The organism is Streptomyces sp. NPDC050085 (assembly GCF_044460595.1).
Taxonomy (GTDB): domain Bacteria; phylum Actinomycetota; class Actinomycetes; order Streptomycetales; family Streptomycetaceae; genus Streptomyces.
Genome location: NZ_JBITJZ010000007.1, coordinates 441,269 through 459,560, shown reverse-complemented (window position 1 = coordinate 459,560; position 18,292 = coordinate 441,269). Strand labels below are relative to the sequence as shown.

The 18,292-nt window shown below is 70.8% G+C and carries 23 protein-coding genes and 1 pseudogene; 12 read left to right on the top strand and 12 right to left on the bottom strand.

Features of this window, described 5'->3' with window-relative positions; all coding sequences use genetic code 11:
- Nucleotides 1-280: 280 nt before the first annotated feature.
- Entirely contained in the window at nucleotides 281-751 is a 471-nt protein-coding gene (locus ACIBUY_RS27520) for a hypothetical protein (RefSeq protein WP_365571750.1), read from the top strand.
- A gap of 229 nt (nucleotides 752-980) precedes the next feature.
- Here ACIBUY_RS27520 and ACIBUY_RS27515 read toward each other — a convergent pair whose 3' ends face one another.
- A complete protein-coding gene (locus tag ACIBUY_RS27515) occupies nucleotides 981-1,454 on the bottom strand; it encodes an RICIN domain-containing protein (protein ID WP_399154026.1) in 474 nt (157 codons plus the stop codon).
- A gap of 101 nt (nucleotides 1,455-1,555) precedes the next feature.
- On the opposite strand from ACIBUY_RS27515, the pseudogene ACIBUY_RS27510 reads away from it, so the two are divergent.
- Nucleotides 1,556-1,753: pseudogene (locus ACIBUY_RS27510) on the top strand (transposase); the annotation flags it as partial.
- Nucleotides 1,754-1,814: 61 nt separating this feature from the next.
- On the opposite strand, the gene ACIBUY_RS27505 reads toward ACIBUY_RS27510, so the two are convergent.
- Nucleotides 1,815-1,973 carry a hypothetical protein gene (locus tag ACIBUY_RS27505; RefSeq protein ID WP_365571756.1) on the bottom strand — a complete coding sequence of 53 codons (159 nt, stop codon included), beginning with the start codon at nucleotides 1,971-1,973 and terminating at the stop codon, nucleotides 1,815-1,817.
- Between the two features lie 369 nt (nucleotides 1,974-2,342).
- On the opposite strand from ACIBUY_RS27505, the gene ACIBUY_RS27500 reads away from it, so the two are divergent.
- Entirely contained in the window at nucleotides 2,343-2,525 is a 183-nt protein-coding gene (locus ACIBUY_RS27500; RefSeq protein WP_399154025.1) for a hypothetical protein, read from the top strand.
- Between the two features lie 50 nt (nucleotides 2,526-2,575).
- On the opposite strand, the gene ACIBUY_RS27495 is transcribed toward ACIBUY_RS27500, so the two are convergent.
- Together ACIBUY_RS27495 and ACIBUY_RS27490 are read right to left on the bottom strand one after the other, a co-directional pair.
- Complete coding sequence (locus ACIBUY_RS27495; protein WP_399154024.1) at nucleotides 2,576-3,190, bottom strand: TetR/AcrR family transcriptional regulator C-terminal domain-containing protein; 615 nt, start codon at nucleotides 3,188-3,190, stop codon at nucleotides 2,576-2,578.
- Nucleotides 3,191-3,709: 519 nt separating this feature from the next.
- Nucleotides 3,710-4,006 carry an SHOCT domain-containing protein gene (locus ACIBUY_RS27490; protein ID WP_365572018.1) on the bottom strand — a complete coding sequence of 99 codons (297 nt, stop codon included), beginning with the start codon at nucleotides 4,004-4,006 and terminating at the stop codon, nucleotides 3,710-3,712.
- On the opposite strand from ACIBUY_RS27490, the gene ACIBUY_RS27485 reads away from it, so the two are divergent.
- Entirely contained in the window at nucleotides 3,945-4,085 is a 141-nt protein-coding gene (locus ACIBUY_RS27485) for a hypothetical protein (protein ID WP_365572028.1), read from the top strand. The genes ACIBUY_RS27490 and ACIBUY_RS27485 overlap by 62 nt on opposite strands.
- Nucleotides 4,086-4,281: 196 nt before the next feature.
- Here the strand turns inward: ACIBUY_RS27485 and ACIBUY_RS27480 are convergent, their stop codons facing one another.
- Nucleotides 4,282-5,178 (bottom strand): universal stress protein, encoded by an 897-nt coding sequence (locus ACIBUY_RS27480; RefSeq protein ID WP_365571765.1) that lies wholly within the window; start codon nucleotides 5,176-5,178, stop codon nucleotides 4,282-4,284.
- Nucleotides 5,179-5,371: 193 nt separating this feature from the next.
- The gene (locus ACIBUY_RS27475; protein WP_399154023.1) at nucleotides 5,372-6,259 is read right to left on the bottom strand and encodes a universal stress protein; all 888 of its coding nucleotides are present in this window, start codon (nucleotides 6,257-6,259) and stop codon (nucleotides 5,372-5,374) included.
- A gap of 184 nt (nucleotides 6,260-6,443) precedes the next feature.
- Between ACIBUY_RS27475 and ACIBUY_RS27470 the strand changes: the two genes are divergently transcribed.
- Entirely contained in the window at nucleotides 6,444-7,235 is a 792-nt protein-coding gene (locus tag ACIBUY_RS27470) for a universal stress protein (protein WP_365571771.1), read from the top strand.
- 264 nt (nucleotides 7,236-7,499) lie between these two features.
- Here ACIBUY_RS27470 and ACIBUY_RS27465 read toward each other — a convergent pair whose 3' ends face one another.
- Nucleotides 7,500-8,375, bottom strand: coding sequence for a universal stress protein (locus tag ACIBUY_RS27465; protein ID WP_399154022.1), 876 nt, complete (start codon nucleotides 8,373-8,375; stop codon nucleotides 7,500-7,502).
- Between the two features lie 337 nt (nucleotides 8,376-8,712).
- Here ACIBUY_RS27465 and ACIBUY_RS27460 point away from each other — a divergent pair, with 337 nt between their 5' ends.
- From ACIBUY_RS27460 to ACIBUY_RS27440, 5 genes are all read left to right on the top strand, one after another.
- On the top strand, nucleotides 8,713-9,438 hold the full coding sequence (locus ACIBUY_RS27460; protein ID WP_399154021.1) for a CBS domain-containing protein: 726 nt from the start codon (nucleotides 8,713-8,715) through the stop codon (nucleotides 9,436-9,438).
- Between the two features lie 138 nt (nucleotides 9,439-9,576).
- Nucleotides 9,577-10,173 (top strand): universal stress protein, encoded by a 597-nt coding sequence (locus tag ACIBUY_RS27455; RefSeq protein WP_399154020.1) that lies wholly within the window; start codon nucleotides 9,577-9,579, stop codon nucleotides 10,171-10,173.
- A 37-nt stretch (nucleotides 10,174-10,210) separates the two neighbouring features.
- On the top strand, nucleotides 10,211-10,735 hold the full coding sequence (locus tag ACIBUY_RS27450) for a flavodoxin domain-containing protein (protein ID WP_399154019.1): 525 nt from the start codon (nucleotides 10,211-10,213) through the stop codon (nucleotides 10,733-10,735).
- Between the two features lie 153 nt (nucleotides 10,736-10,888).
- Nucleotides 10,889-11,275: an STAS domain-containing protein gene (locus ACIBUY_RS27445; RefSeq protein WP_365571784.1), complete on the top strand. Its 387-nt coding sequence runs from the start codon at nucleotides 10,889-10,891 to the stop codon at nucleotides 11,273-11,275.
- Between the two features lie 171 nt (nucleotides 11,276-11,446).
- Nucleotides 11,447-11,782, top strand: a complete 336-nt coding sequence (locus ACIBUY_RS27440; protein WP_365571786.1) for a hypothetical protein — start codon at nucleotides 11,447-11,449, stop codon at nucleotides 11,780-11,782.
- A gap of 213 nt (nucleotides 11,783-11,995) precedes the next feature.
- Here the strand turns inward: ACIBUY_RS27440 and ACIBUY_RS27435 are convergent, their stop codons facing one another.
- Nucleotides 11,996-12,418: an Hsp20/alpha crystallin family protein gene (locus ACIBUY_RS27435; protein ID WP_365571789.1), complete on the bottom strand. Its 423-nt coding sequence runs from the start codon at nucleotides 12,416-12,418 to the stop codon at nucleotides 11,996-11,998.
- A 170-nt stretch (nucleotides 12,419-12,588) separates the two neighbouring features.
- Nucleotides 12,589-13,152, bottom strand: coding sequence for a hypothetical protein (locus tag ACIBUY_RS27430; protein ID WP_399154018.1), 564 nt, complete (start codon nucleotides 13,150-13,152; stop codon nucleotides 12,589-12,591).
- A 285-nt stretch (nucleotides 13,153-13,437) separates the two neighbouring features.
- Here ACIBUY_RS27430 and ACIBUY_RS27425 point away from each other — a divergent pair, with 285 nt between their 5' ends.
- Together ACIBUY_RS27425 and ACIBUY_RS27420 are read left to right on the top strand one after the other, a co-directional pair.
- Entirely contained in the window at nucleotides 13,438-14,145 is a 708-nt protein-coding gene (locus ACIBUY_RS27425) for a response regulator transcription factor (protein ID WP_365571795.1), read from the top strand.
- A gap of 119 nt (nucleotides 14,146-14,264) precedes the next feature.
- On the top strand, nucleotides 14,265-15,260 hold the full coding sequence (locus ACIBUY_RS27420; protein ID WP_365571798.1) for an Acg family FMN-binding oxidoreductase: 996 nt from the start codon (nucleotides 14,265-14,267) through the stop codon (nucleotides 15,258-15,260).
- Nucleotides 15,261-15,293: 33 nt separating this feature from the next.
- Here ACIBUY_RS27420 and ACIBUY_RS27415 read toward each other — a convergent pair whose 3' ends face one another.
- Genes ACIBUY_RS27415 through ACIBUY_RS27405 form a run of 3 tightly spaced genes read right to left on the bottom strand, consistent with a single transcriptional unit; the run spans nucleotide 15,294 to nucleotide 18,292 of the window.
- Nucleotides 15,294-16,535, bottom strand: coding sequence for a hypothetical protein (locus ACIBUY_RS27415; protein ID WP_365571801.1), 1,242 nt, complete (start codon nucleotides 16,533-16,535; stop codon nucleotides 15,294-15,296).
- A 51-nt stretch (nucleotides 16,536-16,586) separates the two neighbouring features.
- Complete coding sequence (locus ACIBUY_RS27410) at nucleotides 16,587-16,865, bottom strand: acyl carrier protein (protein ID WP_365571804.1); 279 nt, start codon at nucleotides 16,863-16,865, stop codon at nucleotides 16,587-16,589.
- Entirely contained in the window at nucleotides 16,865-18,292 is a 1,428-nt protein-coding gene (locus ACIBUY_RS27405) for a dihydrolipoamide acetyltransferase family protein (protein ID WP_399154017.1), read from the bottom strand. Before ACIBUY_RS27405 ends, ACIBUY_RS27410 begins: the two co-directional genes overlap by 1 nt.

Genomic DNA, 18,292 nt, shown 5'->3' with positions numbered 1-18,292 from the left:
GAGCACGGCCAGGCGCCGGCTGGTTCAGCGCGTCAGAGGTTGCGAGCGAGGCAGACGCGGGGCGCCGAGGGCGGAGGGGCGGCCCAGGCGTCTGGTGTGTCAGGAGTCCCTCGCTGCGGCGTCGCGATCCAGGCGCCCGCGGCCTCCCAGAACGCCTCGGCCACGCCGCCCACATCGCAAGCCGGATGCATGGGACGAGCAGGCGCCTGATGGACCACTGCGTCACTACGAAATGATGTGCACGGTGAGGTACAGGGACCTGTCGTAGGGAGAGAGTCGCGTGGCGACAGAAGTGTGGGCACCGCTCTTTTCGCTGGCAGGCGTCCTCTTGGGCAGCGGGCTGACCGCGCTCTCCCAACGTGCCGCTCAGCGTTCCGCCGAGCGGCTGGAGGAACGCCGTCACAACGTCGCCGATCGCGAGGCCCGCCGGGCCGAGCAAATGCAGGCGATCAAGGACTTCTTGGCCTGTGTGCAAGAAGTCGAAGGGGTGGCCTATCGACGTCCTGAGGCGTGGGGAGAGGACGAGGGATGGCACGGCTCCGCCTCGGCGGCGATGGGTCGGCTCTGGGTCGCTGAGCGGCACCTCGTTCTCGTAGGGCATGCCCGTCTGCACGTTCCTGTGCGCGCTTATGCCCGGGCGCTGAACCAGGCGGTGTGGCGTGACATCGGCGATGTCGAGGTCAACGAGCACGTCGAGGAGCACAAGAGCGTCTTCATGGACGAGGCGCGTGCGAGCCTTGCTTCCCTGTGAAGTGGACTTCCCGGATCGTCTCGAGCGTGAGGCCGAGGAGCGACTCGGCTCTGGTGACGACGGTGGCATGAGGCCGGCGTCTTCGAGACGCTGCACGGCATCCTGCTCGCCGAGTTGCACGCGGCCGGAGCCCTGGACCGGGCCCTGGCCTGCGTGGATGCCTCCCGGATCCGCGCGCAGAAGAAGAGCTGCACGCCCGGTGGCATCTTGAAGCGGTCGAGAGACGCGTTCAGCCGACGGTGAAGCGCTGGTTCTGGGCACCTCGGTCGCAGCGGGCAGTTCGGTAGTAACCGTTGTCCTGCTGGTAGAGGCAGCGGCCCGTGCCGACGCTTTGGAGCATGATGGCGCTGCGGGCGGCGGGCTGGACGGTGCGCCACTTCTGGTACGAACCGCCGTTACAGCGCAGGGGGTAGACGTCGCCCTGGTCATTGCTGTCGAGGCAGCGGCCCCAGAAGTTGTTCTTAAGAGTGGTGCTGGTATCGAGGCGACCGTTCCACTGCCACAGGAGGCTGCCGCGTCCGGTGGTGCAGCGGTCGCCCTCGAGGCCGGTTTCGGAGGTCTCGCGCAGGCAGTCACCGTAGCGGTAGTTCGCGAAGCGGCTGGTGGTGGTGGCAGCCGACGCGGGTGTGGGGGTGAGGACAGAGAAGGCGAGGCCGGCGGCGGCGATGAAGGCGGCGAAGGCTTTCCGGGTCGAGCGGCGCACTGGGGGTCTCCTTGCAGGGGCTTTCAGAAGCACCTCGACAGGATCCCCGAACATGACCGCCTAAGCCGGAAAAGTGAGGAAACACCCGGAACGAGCCACTCGTGTCGGCCGATCCGGTCGGGGAACGGCGCTGTACCGACTCACCGCGGCACGCTCGAGGCCATCGCATGGAAGTACCGAACCGACTCGCCCTGGCAGGACCTCCCCTGGAAGCGCGCGTCCCGTACCAGACGGCCCATAGGCGGCTGATCAGGTGGGCCGTCGACGGCACTTGGGAGAAGACCTTCGCCGCCGTCGTTCGCGATACCGGCACTCCCCGCGTCGAGGACCGCGTCCGCGTCCCGCGCACCGAGCTCGACGTCACCGGGCGCACCTCGACCCTGCCCACCCACCCTGGAGCTCGCGTTCACCGCCCACCAGGCCGTCCTCGGCGAGCAGGACGCCCTCGCCGCAACCCTGGCCCGGCCGTGCGGGCAGCCCCTCAGCGGCGCGCTCGCGCACTCCATCGACATCGCCCACTCCATGGCCCACCTCGATCTGCCGGACGGCCATTCTCCGCCGCGCCGGGTCGACGGCTAACAGTCCACCCGCTCCCGGTGGCAACGGCTCGTCGCCGCCGGGCGTCAGCCCCTGCACCCCCGGCCATAGTCGCCGGGTGCGCGGCAGCAGCCTGGCCGGGCCGGGGTGCGGTCAGCGCGCGAGGGTCACCTTGAGCGGCGCGTTCGGGCAGTGCGGGAGCTCGCGGTTCAGGGCCTTCTTCTCGGCCTCGTCGACGCCGAGTTGCCAGCGCACTTTCGTGGCCACCCAGTCCGTGACGCAGGGCGGCGGTCGCCGGCGAACGGCGGCTTCCGTTCAGCCGGATCCTGATCGCCCTTCGACCGATGCGTCGTGGCCGACACCGCGCTCATTGACCGTGGATCACCGAGGTCGTCGGCGTACTTCTCGCGTTCGCCGACCGACCACGTCGATCCTCCAGAGACCCAGGCCTCGTCGAGCGACACGACCTGGTCGATGGCCGGCAGGACAGCAGCCGTCCACTACGCCACGGCCTCGGTCACCGGCCTCGCCTGACCACGGCCACCCATGCGACCGAGCACGCCACCTGGGCAGCGTCCGCCCCACTACGTGTTCGGCATCGTCGCGCCACGGGCGGGCCGGGGCGCGCCTCCGTGCGGGGCGGTGTGCTGCTGGAGGCCGCCAAGGATGAGGGCAAGGCCCGCCTCGAAGGCTGTTTCGTGGTCGAGGACCGGAACATCGGCCGGCAGGTCTTCCCGCGGCCCTGTGTCCGCCTGCTCCCCCAGGACGCAGCCGACCGTGTACCGACCGGCGGCCAGCATCGCCATCTGCGCGTCCTGCTCGGGCACGCCGGAGGCGACGAGGAAGGCCATCTTGTGGCGGATCCGGCCGAGGTCGCCGGTCGGGGCACTGCCTGCGTGCAGGCGCGCGCCGTCGCGGCGCCGCAGCAGCGTGCGCCGGAAACTGCGCGCGTTCTCCAGGAACCACTCGCGCCAGTCGTCCTCCGGTGACGGAGCGGTGCGGTGGCGTGTGGCGCCGTGGCCGCCTCCGCCATGGCGGGCCGCTCTCCGGTCGTGCCCACCCGCGCCCGAAGCCGCGGATCGTATTCGAGGGCGCCTCGATGTGTCGCCGTCATCGGCGACTCGCCAGCAGCGGACGACGACCAGGTCGCCGCCGGGCCTGCCAGGAGCGCCGCATGAGGAAAACCGCAGGAGGGCCACGGCTACGCTCGCGCCTATTCACGACCAGGACATGTCGACCGATGCACCGTTCGACACTTCACGCAGACGCACCCGGCTGTTTCTTCGCCTACGACGGGTGACGCTGCTCCCGCCGGTAGCCGCCGAATCACGTGACCAGGCCCCCTGTTCGACCAGCATCCCTCAAGACCGGAACGACAACAGCCGCTCAGGCCGCAGCCACAGGGCCGAGTTCGCTTCGCCGAACAGGCGGGAGCCTGCCTGCGCCCCTCACCAGCTCGGCCTCGGCCCCCCATAGGCTTTGAGTTGTACGGCAGTTGAGCGCCCGCGGCGGGGAACGCGTCCGCTCCAGTGGATCAACGATCGGACGTACGTCCGGAGCTGACGAGCACGATGACCGGACAGTCGCAGCGATGCGCAACCGGATCGGGTGAATCCCTCGTGCGGGCAGTGACCTGAAGGTGCCGACATCGGCTGCGGGAGCGTGGCTGCGCCCCCTACCCAGGACGCAGCCCTTCGCACGAGACAGCGGACGCGCTCTCACTGTTGACCGGAGTCGTGCTGGGGGTATCGGGGTTTGGTGAGTGGGTCGGAGGTACGCAGCGCGGCAAGTCGGCGCCGGTACTCCTCCTCGTCGATCTCGCCGCGGGCGAACCGGTCGGCCAGCACCTGCTCGGGCGAAAGCCCGGTAGGGGCGTGGGTGTGCTCATGGGGGTGCCCGAGGGCACGGAAGACAAGCGCGGCAGCGGTGACGATCAGCACCCAGAAGAGGATCATGCTGGCCGACATCGCGAACCATCCCCAGCCACTGACATCGTGGCCGTTCCAGAACATCATCGCCTTCACCTCCCGCGCTGACCAGGCGCGCGCCGCACACCGGTCGGCGCTCCTTCTCTTCACTGCCACCGTGCCGTGACCGGAGCCCGCGGTGCAGGGGCCGGGCGGTCCCGATGCCGCCGCCGATGAGCCCCAAACCGTTGCCACCGCCACGCTCAGAGCCAGAGTGCACTTCCCGGGAGGTCTTCCCGGTTTACCGCTCATACTCCTCAGAAGGCTCCTCGGCACCTCTTCGCACACCTTCTTGGCCACGGGAGGATCCTGATCATCCGTGGTCAATCATGCGGAACGACCGCGACCGGGCACGTCGCGTGATGGATCGCCGCGTGTGTCACGGGTCCCGTGTGCGCGCCGATCGCCGTACGTCGCGCCCTGCGGCCCACGACCAGAAGTCCCGCTCCGCGCGCGGCCTTCACGATCTGATGGACCGCCCGCCCTTCGGTCACGCTGTCCTCGACGGGGATTGCCGAGAACTTCTCCCGCCACGGCTGGAGTGCGGCCTCGAGGTCACGTTGCACCGCTGCCCTGGCGTTCGCACGGTCCTCGGTGCTCGGGACTCCTCGCGCCAGCGGATGGTGCCAGGCGTGGACGATGCGCAGGGGCGCCTTGCGGAACTCGGCGGCGCGGAAGGCGAATTCGAGGAGCGTGTCGTACGGCTGCCCGAAGTCGAGGGCGAGCGCAATGTCCCGGAACGGGGTACGAGTCGATGTCGCACCGTCGGTGCCAGGAAGGTGCTCGCTCTCGGCGCCCTGCCCGGCACGTACCAGGACGACCGGCCGCCTGGCGTGCGCCACCGTGTCCATGGCGACGGAGCCCGCGAGAACTCCGCCCATTCCCCCGAGGCCCTGGCTGCCGAGGACGAGGAGTTCGGCACGCTCCGCCTCGGCCAGCAGGGCGGGGCGCGGTGGCCGCCGTACCTGTTCGGCAGCCATGTACAACTGCGGGTGACGGGCGCCGAGTTGTTCGACGGTGGTGCGCAGGACGCGGCGCGCCCAGTACTGCGGCACCTTCAGCTCGGGCAGGTCCGCCTCGGTGTCGTCCGGGGGCATGCCTTCCCAGGCGTGCACGATCCTCAAGGGCAGGCCGCGCCTGACGGCTTCCCGGGCCGCCCATTCGGCCGCGGCCGCGCCCTCGCGGGAACCGTCCACTCCCACCACTATCGGCTTGAACATGACTGCCGCCTCCTTGCACGTCGCCTTCTGGACACGTCACCTGTTGTCGTTGACATCGATGGTCTTGAGGGTCGTGCGTTCGACGAGGCTTCCGGCGCCGTCAGCAGGAGCCGGCATGGACCTGTTGCGTCCGGTGAACGCGTACACGTATCGATGCGGCCTGCCCATCGCAGACCTCCTCCGCGGAAAGGGTTCATTTGTGGGGGATGACAGCGACCGGGCAGCGGGCGTGGTGCATCGCCTCGTGGGTGACGGGGCCGTTGCTCGGGCCGAGGTGATGCCCTTCCCGGGCACGGCGGCCCACGACGAGGAGACAGGCACCCGATGCCGCGCGCAGGAGGGGCGTCGCCGCCGAGCCCTCGATGGCGGTACCGGTGACGGCGACGTTCGGGTAGGCGTCGCGCCAGCTGTGCAGCACGGCGTCCTGGAAGCCCTGCCACTCCGATGCACGCTGCGGGCCGCCCTGGGCCAGGGCGACCTCTCCGGGGCCGAGCGTGTACAGCGCCGGGCTCTTCCAGGCGGAGACGACCTTGAGGCGCGCGCCCCGCAAGTCGGCCTCGGTGAAAGCGAATTGAATGACCTCGTCGCAGGGATCTCCGAGATCGAGGCCGAGGACCACGTCACGGTGCGTCCCGGCGTCGTGGGGCGTGGCCCCCTCACGTACGAGTACCAGAGGGACAGGAGTGCGGCCCGCGACGCTCTGCGCGACCGAGCCGACGAGGACGCCGCTCACCGCCCCGAGTCCGCGTGAGCCCAGGACCAGAATCTCGGCCCCCTCGGCGGCCCGCAGTAAGGCGGTCGAGGCGGGGCCTTCCTTCGCCTCGACCGCGACGGACAGGGTGGGAGCAGCGGCGCGTGCCCGGCCCTTCGCCTGCTCCAACAACCTCATCGCGCGGGTGCGCTGCGCCGCACTCGCCACCATCGCCGCGGCCGGCACGTCGAAGGCCGGGTGCAAGGTCCAGTTCCAGGCATGCACCAGACGGAGCGGTGCGTCGCGGCGCAAGGCTTCGGCAGCGGCCCATTCGGCCGCGGCCAGGCTTTCGGGGGACTCGTCGACTCCGGCGACAACCGCTCGGGGCATGGTGTGGCACCTCCGCTGCTTCGAATCCGGGTTCTCCTCTCATCGTGGTCCGCGACCGGGCATCGCAGGAGGGGCCTCCGGTCCCTGTGCCCGGTCCGCTCGGCCCCTGCGCACGAGGACGTACGAGCCGATCATGGGTAGTGACACAGCCCCGGCCGGGCACGCACGAGGGCGGTGAACGAGCATGTGGCAAGCGGTGGTTGTCGGCGTCGACGGGTCGGCTCGCAGCCGTGCCGCGGTGGAGTGGGCGGCTCACGAGGCGCGGCTGCGCGGTCTGCCACTGCGCCTCGTGCACATCGCGCCGTCGGCGGATCGCCCGGCGACGGGCCGCGCGGACGGCGAACTCGCCGAGGAACACGAGCCGTTGAGGCAGTTGAGGCAACAGAGGGCCGCGGTCGTCGTCGGGGCGCCCGTCGAGACCCTTCTCGCGTTGAGCGAGACGGCACACATGCTGGTCCTTGGGGTGCGTGGCGACGGCGGGCATGCGGGGCTGCGCCTCGGGTCGGTAGCCACGGAAGTCGCCTCGCACAGCGCATGCCCGGTCGTGCTGGTGCCGCTGCGGCCCACGCGGCGGGAGCTGCGTCTGCGCCCCGACAAGGTGACGCTCGGCGTGGACGCCCGCGACGTGGCCGAGGGCGCGGTGGACTTCGCGTTCGACGCCGCCCGGGAGCGCGGGGCTCGACTGCACGCCCTGCATTCCTGGAGCCATTCGGGCCTGTCCCGCACGCGGCAGTACTACGAGGAGGAGGACCAGGAGATGCGGCTGCTGTCCGACGCGCTGCGGCCGTGGCGGGAGAAGCACCCCCAGGTACGGCTGCTCGAGGACGTGTTCCGTGCCCCCACGCCCGGTCATGCGCTGCTGCGGACCTCCGCCAGCGCCGAACTGCTGGTGGTGGGCCGCAGGGGCGAAGGCCTCGGCCCGACCCTGGCGCACCTCCTGCCGAACAGCCGGTGCCCGGTCGCTGTGGCTCCGTGAGCGGGGAGGCTTGAGGGGCGACCGCCGCCCTTCTCGTCGGCGACGGCGGCGGCCGCCGTGCACGAGAGCCGCGGCCCTCCCCTGGTCCGGGTATCTCGTGCAGGGGTGTCCTCGCGGCCCGGAGCACACGGGAGTTCACTCCGGTCCGACTAAGCCACGAGGACAAGACTCGCAGGAAGCACACGCGGTTGGCGGGATCTCCGGCCGGCCCGTGCTGCGGCTCGCACTGAGACGCGGGGCCGGGCGGAGCGCCTCGCTCGCGGGTCAGGTACGTTGCGGAACAACAGCCACCGGGCAGGCCGCGTGGTGCAGCAACGTGTGTCCCACCCGGCCGAGTTGCAGACCGAAGTGCCCGTGCCTGCGCCGGGCCCCGACGACGACGAGGTCGGCTGCGGCCGACCGCTGGACCAGCACCTTGCGCGCCGGCCCCTCGACGGTCTCACGGCGCACGGAGACGTCCGGGTACTCCTCGACGATGCCGTGCAGAGCCGTGTCCAGGGAAAGTTCCGCGAGTGCCTCGTGATGTTTGGCCGGATCGATGGCGAGCCGCGGTTCGTCGGCGCTCTCGTGCGCCGGGCAGCGCCAGGCCCGTACGGTGTCGAGCTCGCTGCCGCGTGCCCGCGCCTCGCCCAGTGCGAACCGCACCGCGTCCGCCCCTGCCAGGTTCTCTCCGACGCCCAGCAGGACACGGCCGTGCGCCCCGTCGATCGCTGCCCGTTCACCACGTATCACGATCACCGGGCAGTGCGCACTGGCCGCCACGGTCAGGCCGACAGAGCCGAGCAGTAGCCCGGCCACCTCGCCGCGGCCACGCGAGCCGCACACCACCGCCCAGGCATTCGCGCTCTCGTACAGAAGCGCCGCCGTCGGCTCCTCCGGTCGCAGCACGGTGGACACCGTCACTGCTGGGTTGCGACTCCGGGCCCGCTCGGCAGCGCCGCCGATGACCTTCTCGGCGAACACCTCGTCGGAGGGCCGACCGAGACCGCCCGTGGGGGTGATCCCCTCGTACCGTGCCCACAACGAGGCGAACACCAGGCGCAGTCCGAGGCCGTGCCGGGTCGCCTCATCGACGGCCCAGTCCACCGCCGTCAGGCTGGAGTCGGAGCCGTCCACACCGACCACCAGAGCAAGTTCCATGATCCGCCACCGTCCTTCCGTCGCGTCGCTGCCGGTTCCGATGTCACGGTCCCTCTGTGTCACCGCCCCGCCAACGGTCCAGCAGCCCCCATCCGCCGGACCGTCCGGCCCGGATCTCCCTCATCGGGCGCGGCAACGAGGTCCGGTACGACGACGGCACGGGCCCCGGCCCCGCGCCCGTCTCCAACAGCCCGCCCAGCTGGGTCTGTTACCGCCCGGCCGACCGGACGTTTCCTGAAGGCCACTCGGCCCGGCTCGCTGCCCGTACGGCCCATGGGTCCGTGCGCCCGCTCCCTCGACTCTGGGGGCCCGGCCCGAACCGACGAGGAACGGACTCATGAAACACACCAGGACCCGCGACGTGATGACCGTCGACGTCGTCACCGCCACGTACGCCACCCCGTTCAAAGAGGTCGCCCGGCTCCTCGCCGAGCACCGCATCAGCGGCCTCCCCGTCATCGACGAGGACGAGAAGGTCCTCGGCGTGGTCTCGGAGACCGACCTGATGTACCGCCAGGCAGAGCCTGCCGTCCCCGGCACCCGCCCTTCGCGCCTGCGGCGCCTGAGCCGATCCCGCCGCGACAACACCCGTAGGGCAGCCGCACGTACCGCCGGCGCCTTGATGTCCACCCCCGCGATCACTGTCCCCGCACGGGCCATGGTCGCCGAGGCCGCTCGCACCATGGCGGGACACAAAGTGGAGCGGCTGCCGGTCGTCGAAGAGAACGGCCGGCTTGTCGGCATCGTCACCCGCCACGACATTCTCCAGGTCTTTCTGCGCCCGGACGACGAGATCCGCCGCACCGTGATCGACGAGGTGTTCGTACGCGCCCTGTGGATGCCGCCGAACCTCGTCACGGTGGACGTCCATGACGGCGTGGTCACCCTCTCCGGGCAGCTGGAACGGCGTAGCGAGATCCCGATCGCAACCGGCATGACCAGCCGCACCGACGGCGTCGTCGGCGTGGTCGACAAGTTGACCTTCCGGCTCGACGACTCCCATCTGCGCCCGGACGAACAGGCCCTGCACGGTATCCAGGAGGAATGGCTGCGCAACCTGTGAATCTCCCCCGACGCGGCGGCGCGTGGGCCGTTCGGCCCCTGCCGTCCCGCGGAGCGGCCGCCCCACTGTGGAAGAGAAGGCGGAAGCAGCTGCGCAACGCCGCGGCACGGAACACGGCCGATATGGGAGGTGGCAGCCATGACGGAGTTCGCACAGGGCATCGCGCAGCCGCGCATCGTGGTGGGTGTTGACGGGTCACCGGCATCCGTGGCCGCCCTGCGCTGGGCCATGGGCCAGGCGCGGGCGCTGCACGCACGGGTGCTGGCCGTGCACGCCTGGCAGGATCCGGCCCGCGGCTTCGCTCCGTACGCCCCTACCTCGAGGCGCCCCACGCCCGCTCAGGAGCGCGGCCGGGCCACACGGACCCTGGCCGTGACCGTGCGCGCGGCATGCGGACGGTCCGGCGCCGCCGACGTGGGCACGCTCGTCGTGGAAGGTCCCGCCTGCAGGGTGCTGCTCCAGCACGCCCGGGGCGCACTACTGCTGGCTCTGGGGTCCCGCTCGCCCCGGGACGGGGAATCGCCCACGCTCGGGGCCGTCAGCCGCGAGTGCCTGCGCCATGCCGACGTGCCGGTCGTCACGGTCCCCGCCAGCACCCTGAGCAAAGCGGACTTGGCGCCCGCGATACCGCGGGCCGCCCACGCGCCCGCAGAGAACCAAGAGGACCGACGGAGCCATGCGGTGCGCGTGACCAGGAATCCCGTCACATCACCCAAGGCGGTCAGCCGCGCGTAGCCGCCCTCGTCGCCCGGACGAACGGAGGTGCGTCGACGTGCCCGTACTGGTCCTGCACGCGAGCGAACACGGTTCCACCGTGGAGGTGGCCGAGCGCATTGCCGCCCGCCTCGTCACACGGGGCATCCCCGTGGACGTCCACCCATTCGACAAGTCCCCCACACCCGGGGCGTACACCGCCGTCGTCATCGGCAGCGCCGTGCACGACGGCGCCTGGCTGCCGCAGGCCGCCGACTTCGTGCACCGCCACCGCGACGCGCTGACCGTGCTGTCGGTGTGGATGTTCAGCGTCGGCATGACCGGCGCGCTGCGCGGACCGATGCGCCGCCTCGCCGAACACACGGAACAGCGGGCCATCGTGCGGCTGCGTGCCCTCATCGGCCCACGCGGCTACCACCGCTTCTCCGGCGTCATCCACCCGGACCACCTGAACCGGACCGGAAGGGTCCTGTTCCGCCTGTTCACCGGCCGCTACGGCGACTACCGCGACTGGACCGCCATCGACGCCTGGACCGACTCCATCGCCGAGGCCCTGACCGTCGACACGCCGGCATCGCAGTGAACACCCACGTCCAACCACCGGACAGCGCAAGCAACTCGCCATATAATTCCGGCCAGTTGGCAGGCGCGGCGGATCGACATCACGAGCCCACCACCCCACACCACGCCCAACCGGCCACGCTCCGGCACCTCCTCGGCGCACGCAGGGAGAACCATGTCCGGTGCCGACCACTCCCCCTTCGGATTCCGCGCGTGCACACAGACACGCTCGGAGGGTGACGACGTGCTCGTCGTCGAACTCTGGGGTGAGTTGGACATCCTGGCCGCCGAGAAACTGCGCCCCCTTGTGATCGGCCGCACCCGGGGATGGCCCGGCCCTCTGCTCTTCGACCTGCGCCGGGTGTCATTCATGGACTGCAGTGCCCTGTCTCTCCTGTGCCTGCTGCGTCGCCAGGCGGATCCCCGGCACGGCCGGCCGACGCTGGTCACCGACAACCCGTTCTTCGTCAGGCTGCTGCGCCTGGCCGGGCTCCTCGACACCTTCCACGTCATCCCCGACATGCATCCCAGCCTCCGGGCGGAGCACCGCCGCAGCGCCTGACCGTGCGCCCGACCTGGGCCGGACCGCCTCACACAGAGGCCTGTTGGCCCCAGCGGGCATGCCGCGTACGCGCCACGCTGAGAGTGAAGGCGTACCCCGTACGAAGGGATACGAAGGGACAAGAAGAGATACGAAGGGATACGAAGGGATACGAAGGGAACGGAGGATCCCATGTACGCATTCGGCATGCTGGCACTGTTCGGTCTGGCGACGCTGGTCGCCGCCCGAGTCGGTCACCGCTATCTGCAACTGACCGTGGAGATCTGGGCGTTCGCGCTGATCGCCCTCGGCGTGGGCGCGGCATGGCTCGCCGACTTCGACCTCTTCGCGGCGTGGAGCCTGCCCGTACGGAACGGCGACATCGCCACCACCCTCACCGGGCTGTTCATCGCCGGAGCCGCCTACTTCTGGCACGAGGTGCTCCGCTTCTTCGCCGGTCTCGCCCGCAAGCTCACGGACGAGGCGGCGACCTTGGAGAAGGAGCAGCAACTGCGGCGCGTTGCCTGACAGTTCGCTCACTGCAAAGGCGGGCGCGGCCGCCCTCGGCGACCGCGCCCGCCGTCATGTCCTGCATCGCGGGCGGTCGCGCTCCGGTCCTCGTCAACCGTCAACCGTCAACCGATTCTCAGACCGGCCCGCACATGGCCGAGCGGCTGCGCGACCGGCTTTCGCAAGCCGCAGGCCGCGCAGCCGCGGTACGCCACAACCCCACGAGGGAGTTCAGCCGTGGCGCACGGGGATGGTCCTGGTGCCGGTCTTCCCTTCCGGGACCGGGATGGTGATCGTCAGCAGGCCGTCCTTGTACTCGGCAGTGGCGTCCTCGCCGTGTGCCCCGGCCGGCAGCCGGACCGCACGCGCGAAGGTGCCGTAGCGGAACTCGGTACGGCAGCCGTCCGTCGTCTGCTCGTTGCGCTCCGCGCGCAGTGTCAGCACGCCGTCGGCGACGCTGATCTCCACGTCCTTCTCGGCATCGATCCCCGGCAGTTCCGCGCTGAGGACGTACGTGCCGTCGGTGAGACGCTCCTCCACACGGATGCCGTGCAGCCTTGGGATCGTGTGCAGTCCGGGAAGTCCGGCTTCCATCCAGCCGAACAGGTCAGGCATGCCGGGCCAGCCCGGCAGCCGCTCCATCACGCCGCTCATGCCCTTCTCCTCTCGCGTGTCGGTCCGCGCTTCGACCGGGGCTCCTTTGGCCCCGGCCTTCCGCCTCCCTTCCCTCTTTCCCTGCTCCCAGCATCGCCCTGCGAGCGGGCGAACGCGTGGGCCGGACGGGCCGGCCTCGACCCGTCCGGCCCCCTTTCCCGTCAGCCGTGTCAGCGGGTCTTCCACCTCCACAGGGGCTCGATCCGCTCCCACTGCTCACCCCACTCGTCCATCCGCCGCCGCATCAGCCCGCAGCGCACCCCCCGGCCGCCGACGAGCACCAACGAGCCCACCCCTGCCCCCGACAGGAATCCCATCAGCGCCGACTCCAGCTGTGCCCGCCCCTCGCTCGGCGGTTCGGGAACCAGCCGGCCGCCGGCGGACACCCACACCTTGGCGTCACTTCCCTTGGCTGCTCCGGGATCGACCATGGCCGTGCCCGTGCGTGTCGCTCCATCGTCCAGCGTCCAGCGCACCTTCGCCCAGACGTGGTCCGTGCCGACGCCGTCCGCCGTGGCAGGCGCGTACGCGGGCGCGTCCTCGGTGAGCTGCGCGACGACCGGGTGCCGCTCGGCTCGCGCCCGCGCCATGTGTGCCTCCACCGCGCCGTCCGCCGACAGCCCCGCCAGTACTCCGGCCAGCAGAGCCAACATCCAGGTGGCCGCGAAGGCCCAGGCCTCCACCACGTCGCTGCGCCGCCGCAGCGCATTGCCCCGCCAACGCCACGACAGCATCCTGCCCAACCTCACCCATCGCATCGGCGTCATCGTCGGCACCTCCCCTCCCCGGGACACGGTCCGTGCGGGTTCTCCTTGTGGCGAACCTGCCAGGCATGTCCCAGGACCGGCAGCGGCCGGTCAGGTACCTCACGTGGGCTCGACGGCCCAACTCACCGCTCCATGTGGCCCGTTCGCCCCTGGCGGGCACTCGTCCGGTGAACGAGGATCGACACAGACCGGATGGGACCCGGTGAGCCCGCGCCGCCATCGACGATCCAGGCACGTCCCGCGAGGTCCGACATGACCGATCCGCCAGCGACGTCCCCCGACCCGGCGCCGATCAGGGTCTTCGTGCTCGACGATCACGAGGTCGTACGCCGCGGCCTCACTGACCTTCTCGACACCGAAGCGGACCTGACAGTGATCGGTGAAGCGGCCACCGCCGCGCAGGCGCTGGCCCGTGTCCCGGCTCTGCGTCCCGATGTCGCGGTGCTCGACGTACGGCTGGCGGACAGCGACGGGATCACGGTCTGCCGCGAACTGCGCGACCGTGTACCCGACCTGGCCTGCCTCATGCTCACGTCGTTCGACGACGATGACGCCCTGCTCGACTCGATCATGGCGGGTGCGTCGGGCTACGTACTCAAGCAGGTCAGGGGGGCCGACCTCGTTGACGCCGTACGCACCGTCGCCGCCGGCCAGTCCATGCTCGACCCTGCCACGACGACGCGGCTGATGGGCACCCTGCGCGGCCACCCGGACGGCGCCGACGCGGGCACAGAGCTCCCCGAACTCAAAGCACTCTCCGCACGCGAGCGGGAGATTCTGACGCTGATCGGCAACGGCCTCACCAACCGGGAGATCGGCAAGCGCCTCTACCTGTCCGAGAAGACCGTCAAGAACAGCGTCTCCCGGATCCTGCACAAACTCGGCGTTCAGCGCCGCGTACAGGCCGCCGTTTTCGGTGCCCGCCCCCAAGAAGTCCAGCACCGGCCTGTCGGTTCGTGACCCTCCCGGTCCCGCCCCCGGGCCGGGCGGCCCCTGCCACCGCGTGTGCACACGGGGCGACCCTGTACGCAACGCACAGCGGTCCGCCGCGACGGACCGCCGGCCGGAGGAGGTGCCTCATGTCGCTCACGTCCCCGGACGCCACCACTTTGGAAAGGCTGCTCTCGGCCGCGATCGCGGCGCCCTCGATGCACAACACCCAGCCGTGGCGCTTCCGCTTCGACGCCGATTCCCGCACCGTGGAGATCCATGCCGCCCCCGAGCGGAGCCTGCCGCACGAGGATCCGCACGGGCGGGCGCTCCATCTGGCCGCGGGGGCCGCCCTGTTCAACCTTCGCGTCGCGGCACTCCGCCTCGGCTGGAACGCGATGCCCCGCCTGCTCCCCGACCCGGATCACCCCGGCCTGTTGGCCACGGTCCGCCTCGCCCCGAACCCTGCCCCCAGCGGCACGCACCACCCCGGGCTCTACGAGGCGATCGGGCGTCGGCACTCCAGTCGCTCCCCGTTCACCGGCGTGCGTCCGCCCGTCGCCACCCTGCGCGAACTCACCGAGGCCGCCCATGCCGAAGGCGCCCTGCTCTCCCTGCCCGACCGGGCCGAGACGGCCCGCCTGCTGGAGATCACCGCGTACGCGGAGCGCCGCAACCACGCCGACGCCCTGCGCAGTACCGAGAGCCGGCGCGCCCTCGTGCCCGACGCATACGGCCCCGACTCCGGCTTCGGCATCCCATCTGCCGCCCTCGGCCCCCAGGACAGCTTCGAGCGGCTCCCCATGCGCGACTTCAGCGCCACACCCCGGCCCCGGCGCCTGCGGTCCGAAGCGTTCGAGCACGCTCCCACACTCGGTGTGCTCACCACCGCGCACGACCGGCGTGTCGACTGGCTGCGCAGCGGCGAGGCCCTGCAGCACGTCCTGCTCCTGGCAACGGCACACGGGCTGCGGACCTCCCTCCTGCACCAGGCCATGGAGTGGCCCGACCTACGGGCGCGGCTCCGCGCGGCGCACAGGCCCGGCGATCACGTGCAGATGCTCGTCCGGCTCGGCTACGGCCCCGCGGGTCCGGTCACTCCGCGCCGCGCACCCGAGCACGTTCTGAACGGGCTCACGGAGTAGCGCCCCGGCATCGGTCGCCCGGAGGCCACCGGTTCATTTCATCAGCGAGGTGAGCGTCTGACGGGCAGTGTCGCGTGCACCGTCAGGCACCGGGATCGCGAACAGGACGGCCATGGCCAGGAGGGTGGTCCGAATACCGGTGCCCGCATCGCCCACACCCGGCGCGATCGGCACGAGGAGAGCGGCCAGAGCGAGGGCCACAGGGGCCGCTGTCCGCTGCAGGACGCGACCGAGGCGCGAGGTGAGCGGCGCCTCGGGAGCCTCTGCCAACAGGGCGTTCCAGTTGCTTCGGGAAGCTGCCAGTGCCCGGTGGTACAGCTGCTTTTCGATCTTGCGGTGCCGTTGGCGGGTGACGCCCTGTCCGATCTCGTTGCCGTAGGCGCGCACGAGGGCAGCTATACGAACGTGCCGTGCGCGCAGGGCTTTGCGGGCAGCCCGATCGGATGCGGGCACCACACGCTTGAGCGTCCGGTTGACCTCTATCGCCCGCGCGTACTCTCGGAAGAACGCGCACAGCTCCCTGACGTCTCTCACGCCCAGAGGGAAGCTGGACTCGGCTTCCCCCATGACCAGGGCAAGCTGCAGGAGCGCGACCGTGGGGAGATCCAGGGTGAGTTCCTCGTCGCGGCTTATGTGACTGAACTGGTAGCGGTCGTAGAAGTTCCACCAACGGCTTGCCACCGCGCCCATGCCCGCCGCGACCGACACGAAGATGATCCAGCCCATCCTCCACTCGCCACCGGCCGACCACAGAAGATCGACGGACCAGGGGAGCCCGGCGAGAGTGAACCCGAGCGCGGGCACCAGCGCCACGACACCCGGATCGAAGCGGCTCATCGGATCGGACTCGCGCTGGAAGGCGCGACGAGCCGTCCCCACGGCGGCGCTCGGGTGAGCGAGCAGGGCTGCCGCCGACATCACCGAGGCGAGGATGAGAAGTTGCTCCCCCAAGGAGGCGTCCAGTGTGCCGACCATGCCGCTGCCGAGCAGTGCCATGAGCGCCGCTGCCACGCACGCGCCCCCCGAAAGCGTCAGCGCCAGTGCGATCCGCGCGGCCCGGTCTCTCATCCAGACCGGCCAGGAACCACGGCTGAATGCCGCCAGGAAGGCATCGACCAGCTGTTCGCGCTGCGCGATGTCCAGCCACGGAGACCACTCCAGGAGGTGCGCGCGCAGATCAGTCGCAAGACCTTCGAACCACCGTGTCTGCCTGCGCTGTTGCTCCGGCGAACGCGCCGTCTGATACCAGTGCCACAGCTTGTCGGGCCCCCACATATGTCCCCCGAGACGGCAGCCGCGGTCCACAACTCAACGGCAGCGGCTTGGTCACCCGCCGGTCCGCTTGGCGAGCAGTCCCGCCGCGCCGTTCAGGGTGGTCAGGTCGGCGTAGTCGTCCTCGTCGATGGCCACTCCCGCACGTTCGGCGAGGAGTTCGACGATGCCGAGGAAGTCGAGCGAGTCGATCTCCAGGGCGTCGCGGTAGCGGTCGTCGAGGCCGACGCCGGCGAAGTCCGCGTCCGGGACGATCTCCTCAATGGCCTCCTTGACGAGGGCGAGCGCCTCGGTATGGCTCAGCGTGGCACCGGGCTTCTTGGCCTTGGACATCACAACACCTCTGGTTCTTGGAGCAGTTGGCCGATGGCGGTGAGGTAGCGGGCGCCGGTCGCCCCGTCGCTGGCGCGGTGGTCCGCCGACAGCGTGGCGGTGACGACCGGGCGTACACCGAGCAGTCCGTCCGCGGCCCAGGGGCGCTCCACGACCGCTCCGAATCCGACGAGGGCGACCTGCGGCGGATGGATGACACCGAACACGCTCTCCACTCCCTGGTCGCCGAGACTGGTGACCGTGAGGGTCGCGCCGCTCAACTCCGAGCCGCGCAGCCGCCCCTTGCGCGCCTTTTGGACAAGGTCCTTGAGCCTCGCCATCAGCGCGTCGGCGGTCAGGGTGTCGGCGTCGTGGATCACCGGCACCAGCAGTCCTCCGTCGCGCAGGGACACGGCCATGCCGAGGTGGACGCCCTCGCCCGCGACGAAGCCGCCGTCGCGCCAGTACCCGTTGAGCTGCGGGACGTCGCGCGCGGCACGGGCCGCCGCGGTGAGCAGGAACGCCGCCGGAAGCAGGCGCCGGGCGGGCGGCAGATCCCGGTTGTGGCCGTACAGCCACCGAGTGGCCGCGGTCAGGTCGATCGTGCTGGACAGGTAGTAGTGCGGGATCTCCCGCTTGGAGCGAGACATGAGGGCGCCGATGGCCTGGCGCATCCCGTCGGTGCGGGTGACGGCCGGCCGCGCGGTGCGGGACGGGGCGGGCTTCGTGCTCTGCCCCGCGGCCGTGCGTACGTCGGCGGCGCGCACGGCTCCGTTCTGTCCGGTGCCGTGCAACGGAGCGAGTTCGACGCCCAGTTCACCGGCGAGGCGCCGGGCATAGGGCGTCGCCCGCACGCGGGCGGGGGCCGACTCCGCCATGTGCTCGACGTCGGAGCGGGTGATCCGACCGCCGCGGCCGGTGCCGCGTACGGCCGTCAGGTCGACATGTCGTTCGGCGGCGAGATGGCGCACCAAGGGGCCTGAGCCGGGCGCACCCGGGCGCATGGGGGCAGGACGCGACGAGACGGGCTCCCGCACGACAGGCACAACAGGCACAACAGGCGCAACAGGCGCAACAGGCACGACAAGACGTGCGGGATCTCCGGGACTCACGGAGCCAACAGGTGTGACCGGACCGCTGCGCTCGCCGGAGCCAGCGGGCTCACATTCCGCCGCGCCGGGCCCGGCCCGAACTGTCCGCGTGCCGGCCCCCTTCCCGTCCTCGATCACCGCGAGCGGCGTCCCCACCGGCACCCGCGTGCCTTCCTCCACGAGCAGCCGCCCGACCGTGCCCGCCTCGAAGCACTCGACCTCGATCGCCGACTTGTCGGTCTCCACCACCGCGACCACCTCACCGCGCCGCACCGTGTCTCCCGGTCGAACGAGCCACTCCTGAAGCACTCCTTCGTCCATGTCGGCCCCGAGCGAGGGCATCGTGAAAGCGCCCAT

Coding starts and splice junctions, on each gene's coding strand:
- ACIBUY_RS27485 (WP_365572028.1), top strand. CDS start 3,945: ATGCTGGCCGACATCGCGAACCATCCCCAGCCACTGACATCGTGGCCG.
- ACIBUY_RS27490 (WP_365572018.1), bottom strand. CDS start 4,006: ATGATGTTCTGGAACGGCCACGATGTCAGTGGCTGGGGATGGTTCGCG.
- ACIBUY_RS27480 (WP_365571765.1), bottom strand. CDS start 5,178: ATGTTCAAGCCGATAGTGGTGGGAGTGGACGGTTCCCGCGAGGGCGCG.
- ACIBUY_RS27475 (WP_399154023.1), bottom strand. CDS start 6,259: ATGCCCCGAGCGGTTGTCGCCGGAGTCGACGAGTCCCCCGAAAGCCTG.
- ACIBUY_RS27470 (WP_365571771.1), top strand. CDS start 6,444: ATGTGGCAAGCGGTGGTTGTCGGCGTCGACGGGTCGGCTCGCAGCCGT.
- ACIBUY_RS27465 (WP_399154022.1), bottom strand. CDS start 8,375: ATGGAACTTGCTCTGGTGGTCGGTGTGGACGGCTCCGACTCCAGCCTG.
- ACIBUY_RS27460 (WP_399154021.1), top strand. CDS start 8,713: ATGAAACACACCAGGACCCGCGACGTGATGACCGTCGACGTCGTCACC.
- ACIBUY_RS27455 (WP_399154020.1), top strand. CDS start 9,577: ATGACGGAGTTCGCACAGGGCATCGCGCAGCCGCGCATCGTGGTGGGT.
- ACIBUY_RS27445 (WP_365571784.1), top strand. CDS start 10,889: ATGTCCGGTGCCGACCACTCCCCCTTCGGATTCCGCGCGTGCACACAG.
- ACIBUY_RS27440 (WP_365571786.1), top strand. CDS start 11,447: ATGTACGCATTCGGCATGCTGGCACTGTTCGGTCTGGCGACGCTGGTC.
- ACIBUY_RS27435 (WP_365571789.1), bottom strand. CDS start 12,418: ATGAGCGGCGTGATGGAGCGGCTGCCGGGCTGGCCCGGCATGCCTGAC.
- ACIBUY_RS27430 (WP_399154018.1), bottom strand. CDS start 13,152: ATGCTGTCGTGGCGTTGGCGGGGCAATGCGCTGCGGCGGCGCAGCGAC.
- ACIBUY_RS27425 (WP_365571795.1), top strand. CDS start 13,438: ATGACCGATCCGCCAGCGACGTCCCCCGACCCGGCGCCGATCAGGGTC.
- ACIBUY_RS27420 (WP_365571798.1), top strand. CDS start 14,265: ATGTCGCTCACGTCCCCGGACGCCACCACTTTGGAAAGGCTGCTCTCG.
- ACIBUY_RS27415 (WP_365571801.1), bottom strand. CDS start 16,535: ATGTGGGGGCCCGACAAGCTGTGGCACTGGTATCAGACGGCGCGTTCG.
- ACIBUY_RS27410 (WP_365571804.1), bottom strand. CDS start 16,865: ATGTCCAAGGCCAAGAAGCCCGGTGCCACGCTGAGCCATACCGAGGCG.
- ACIBUY_RS27405 (WP_399154017.1), bottom strand. CDS start 18,292: ATGGGCGCTTTCACGATGCCCTCGCTCGGGGCCGACATGGACGAAGGA.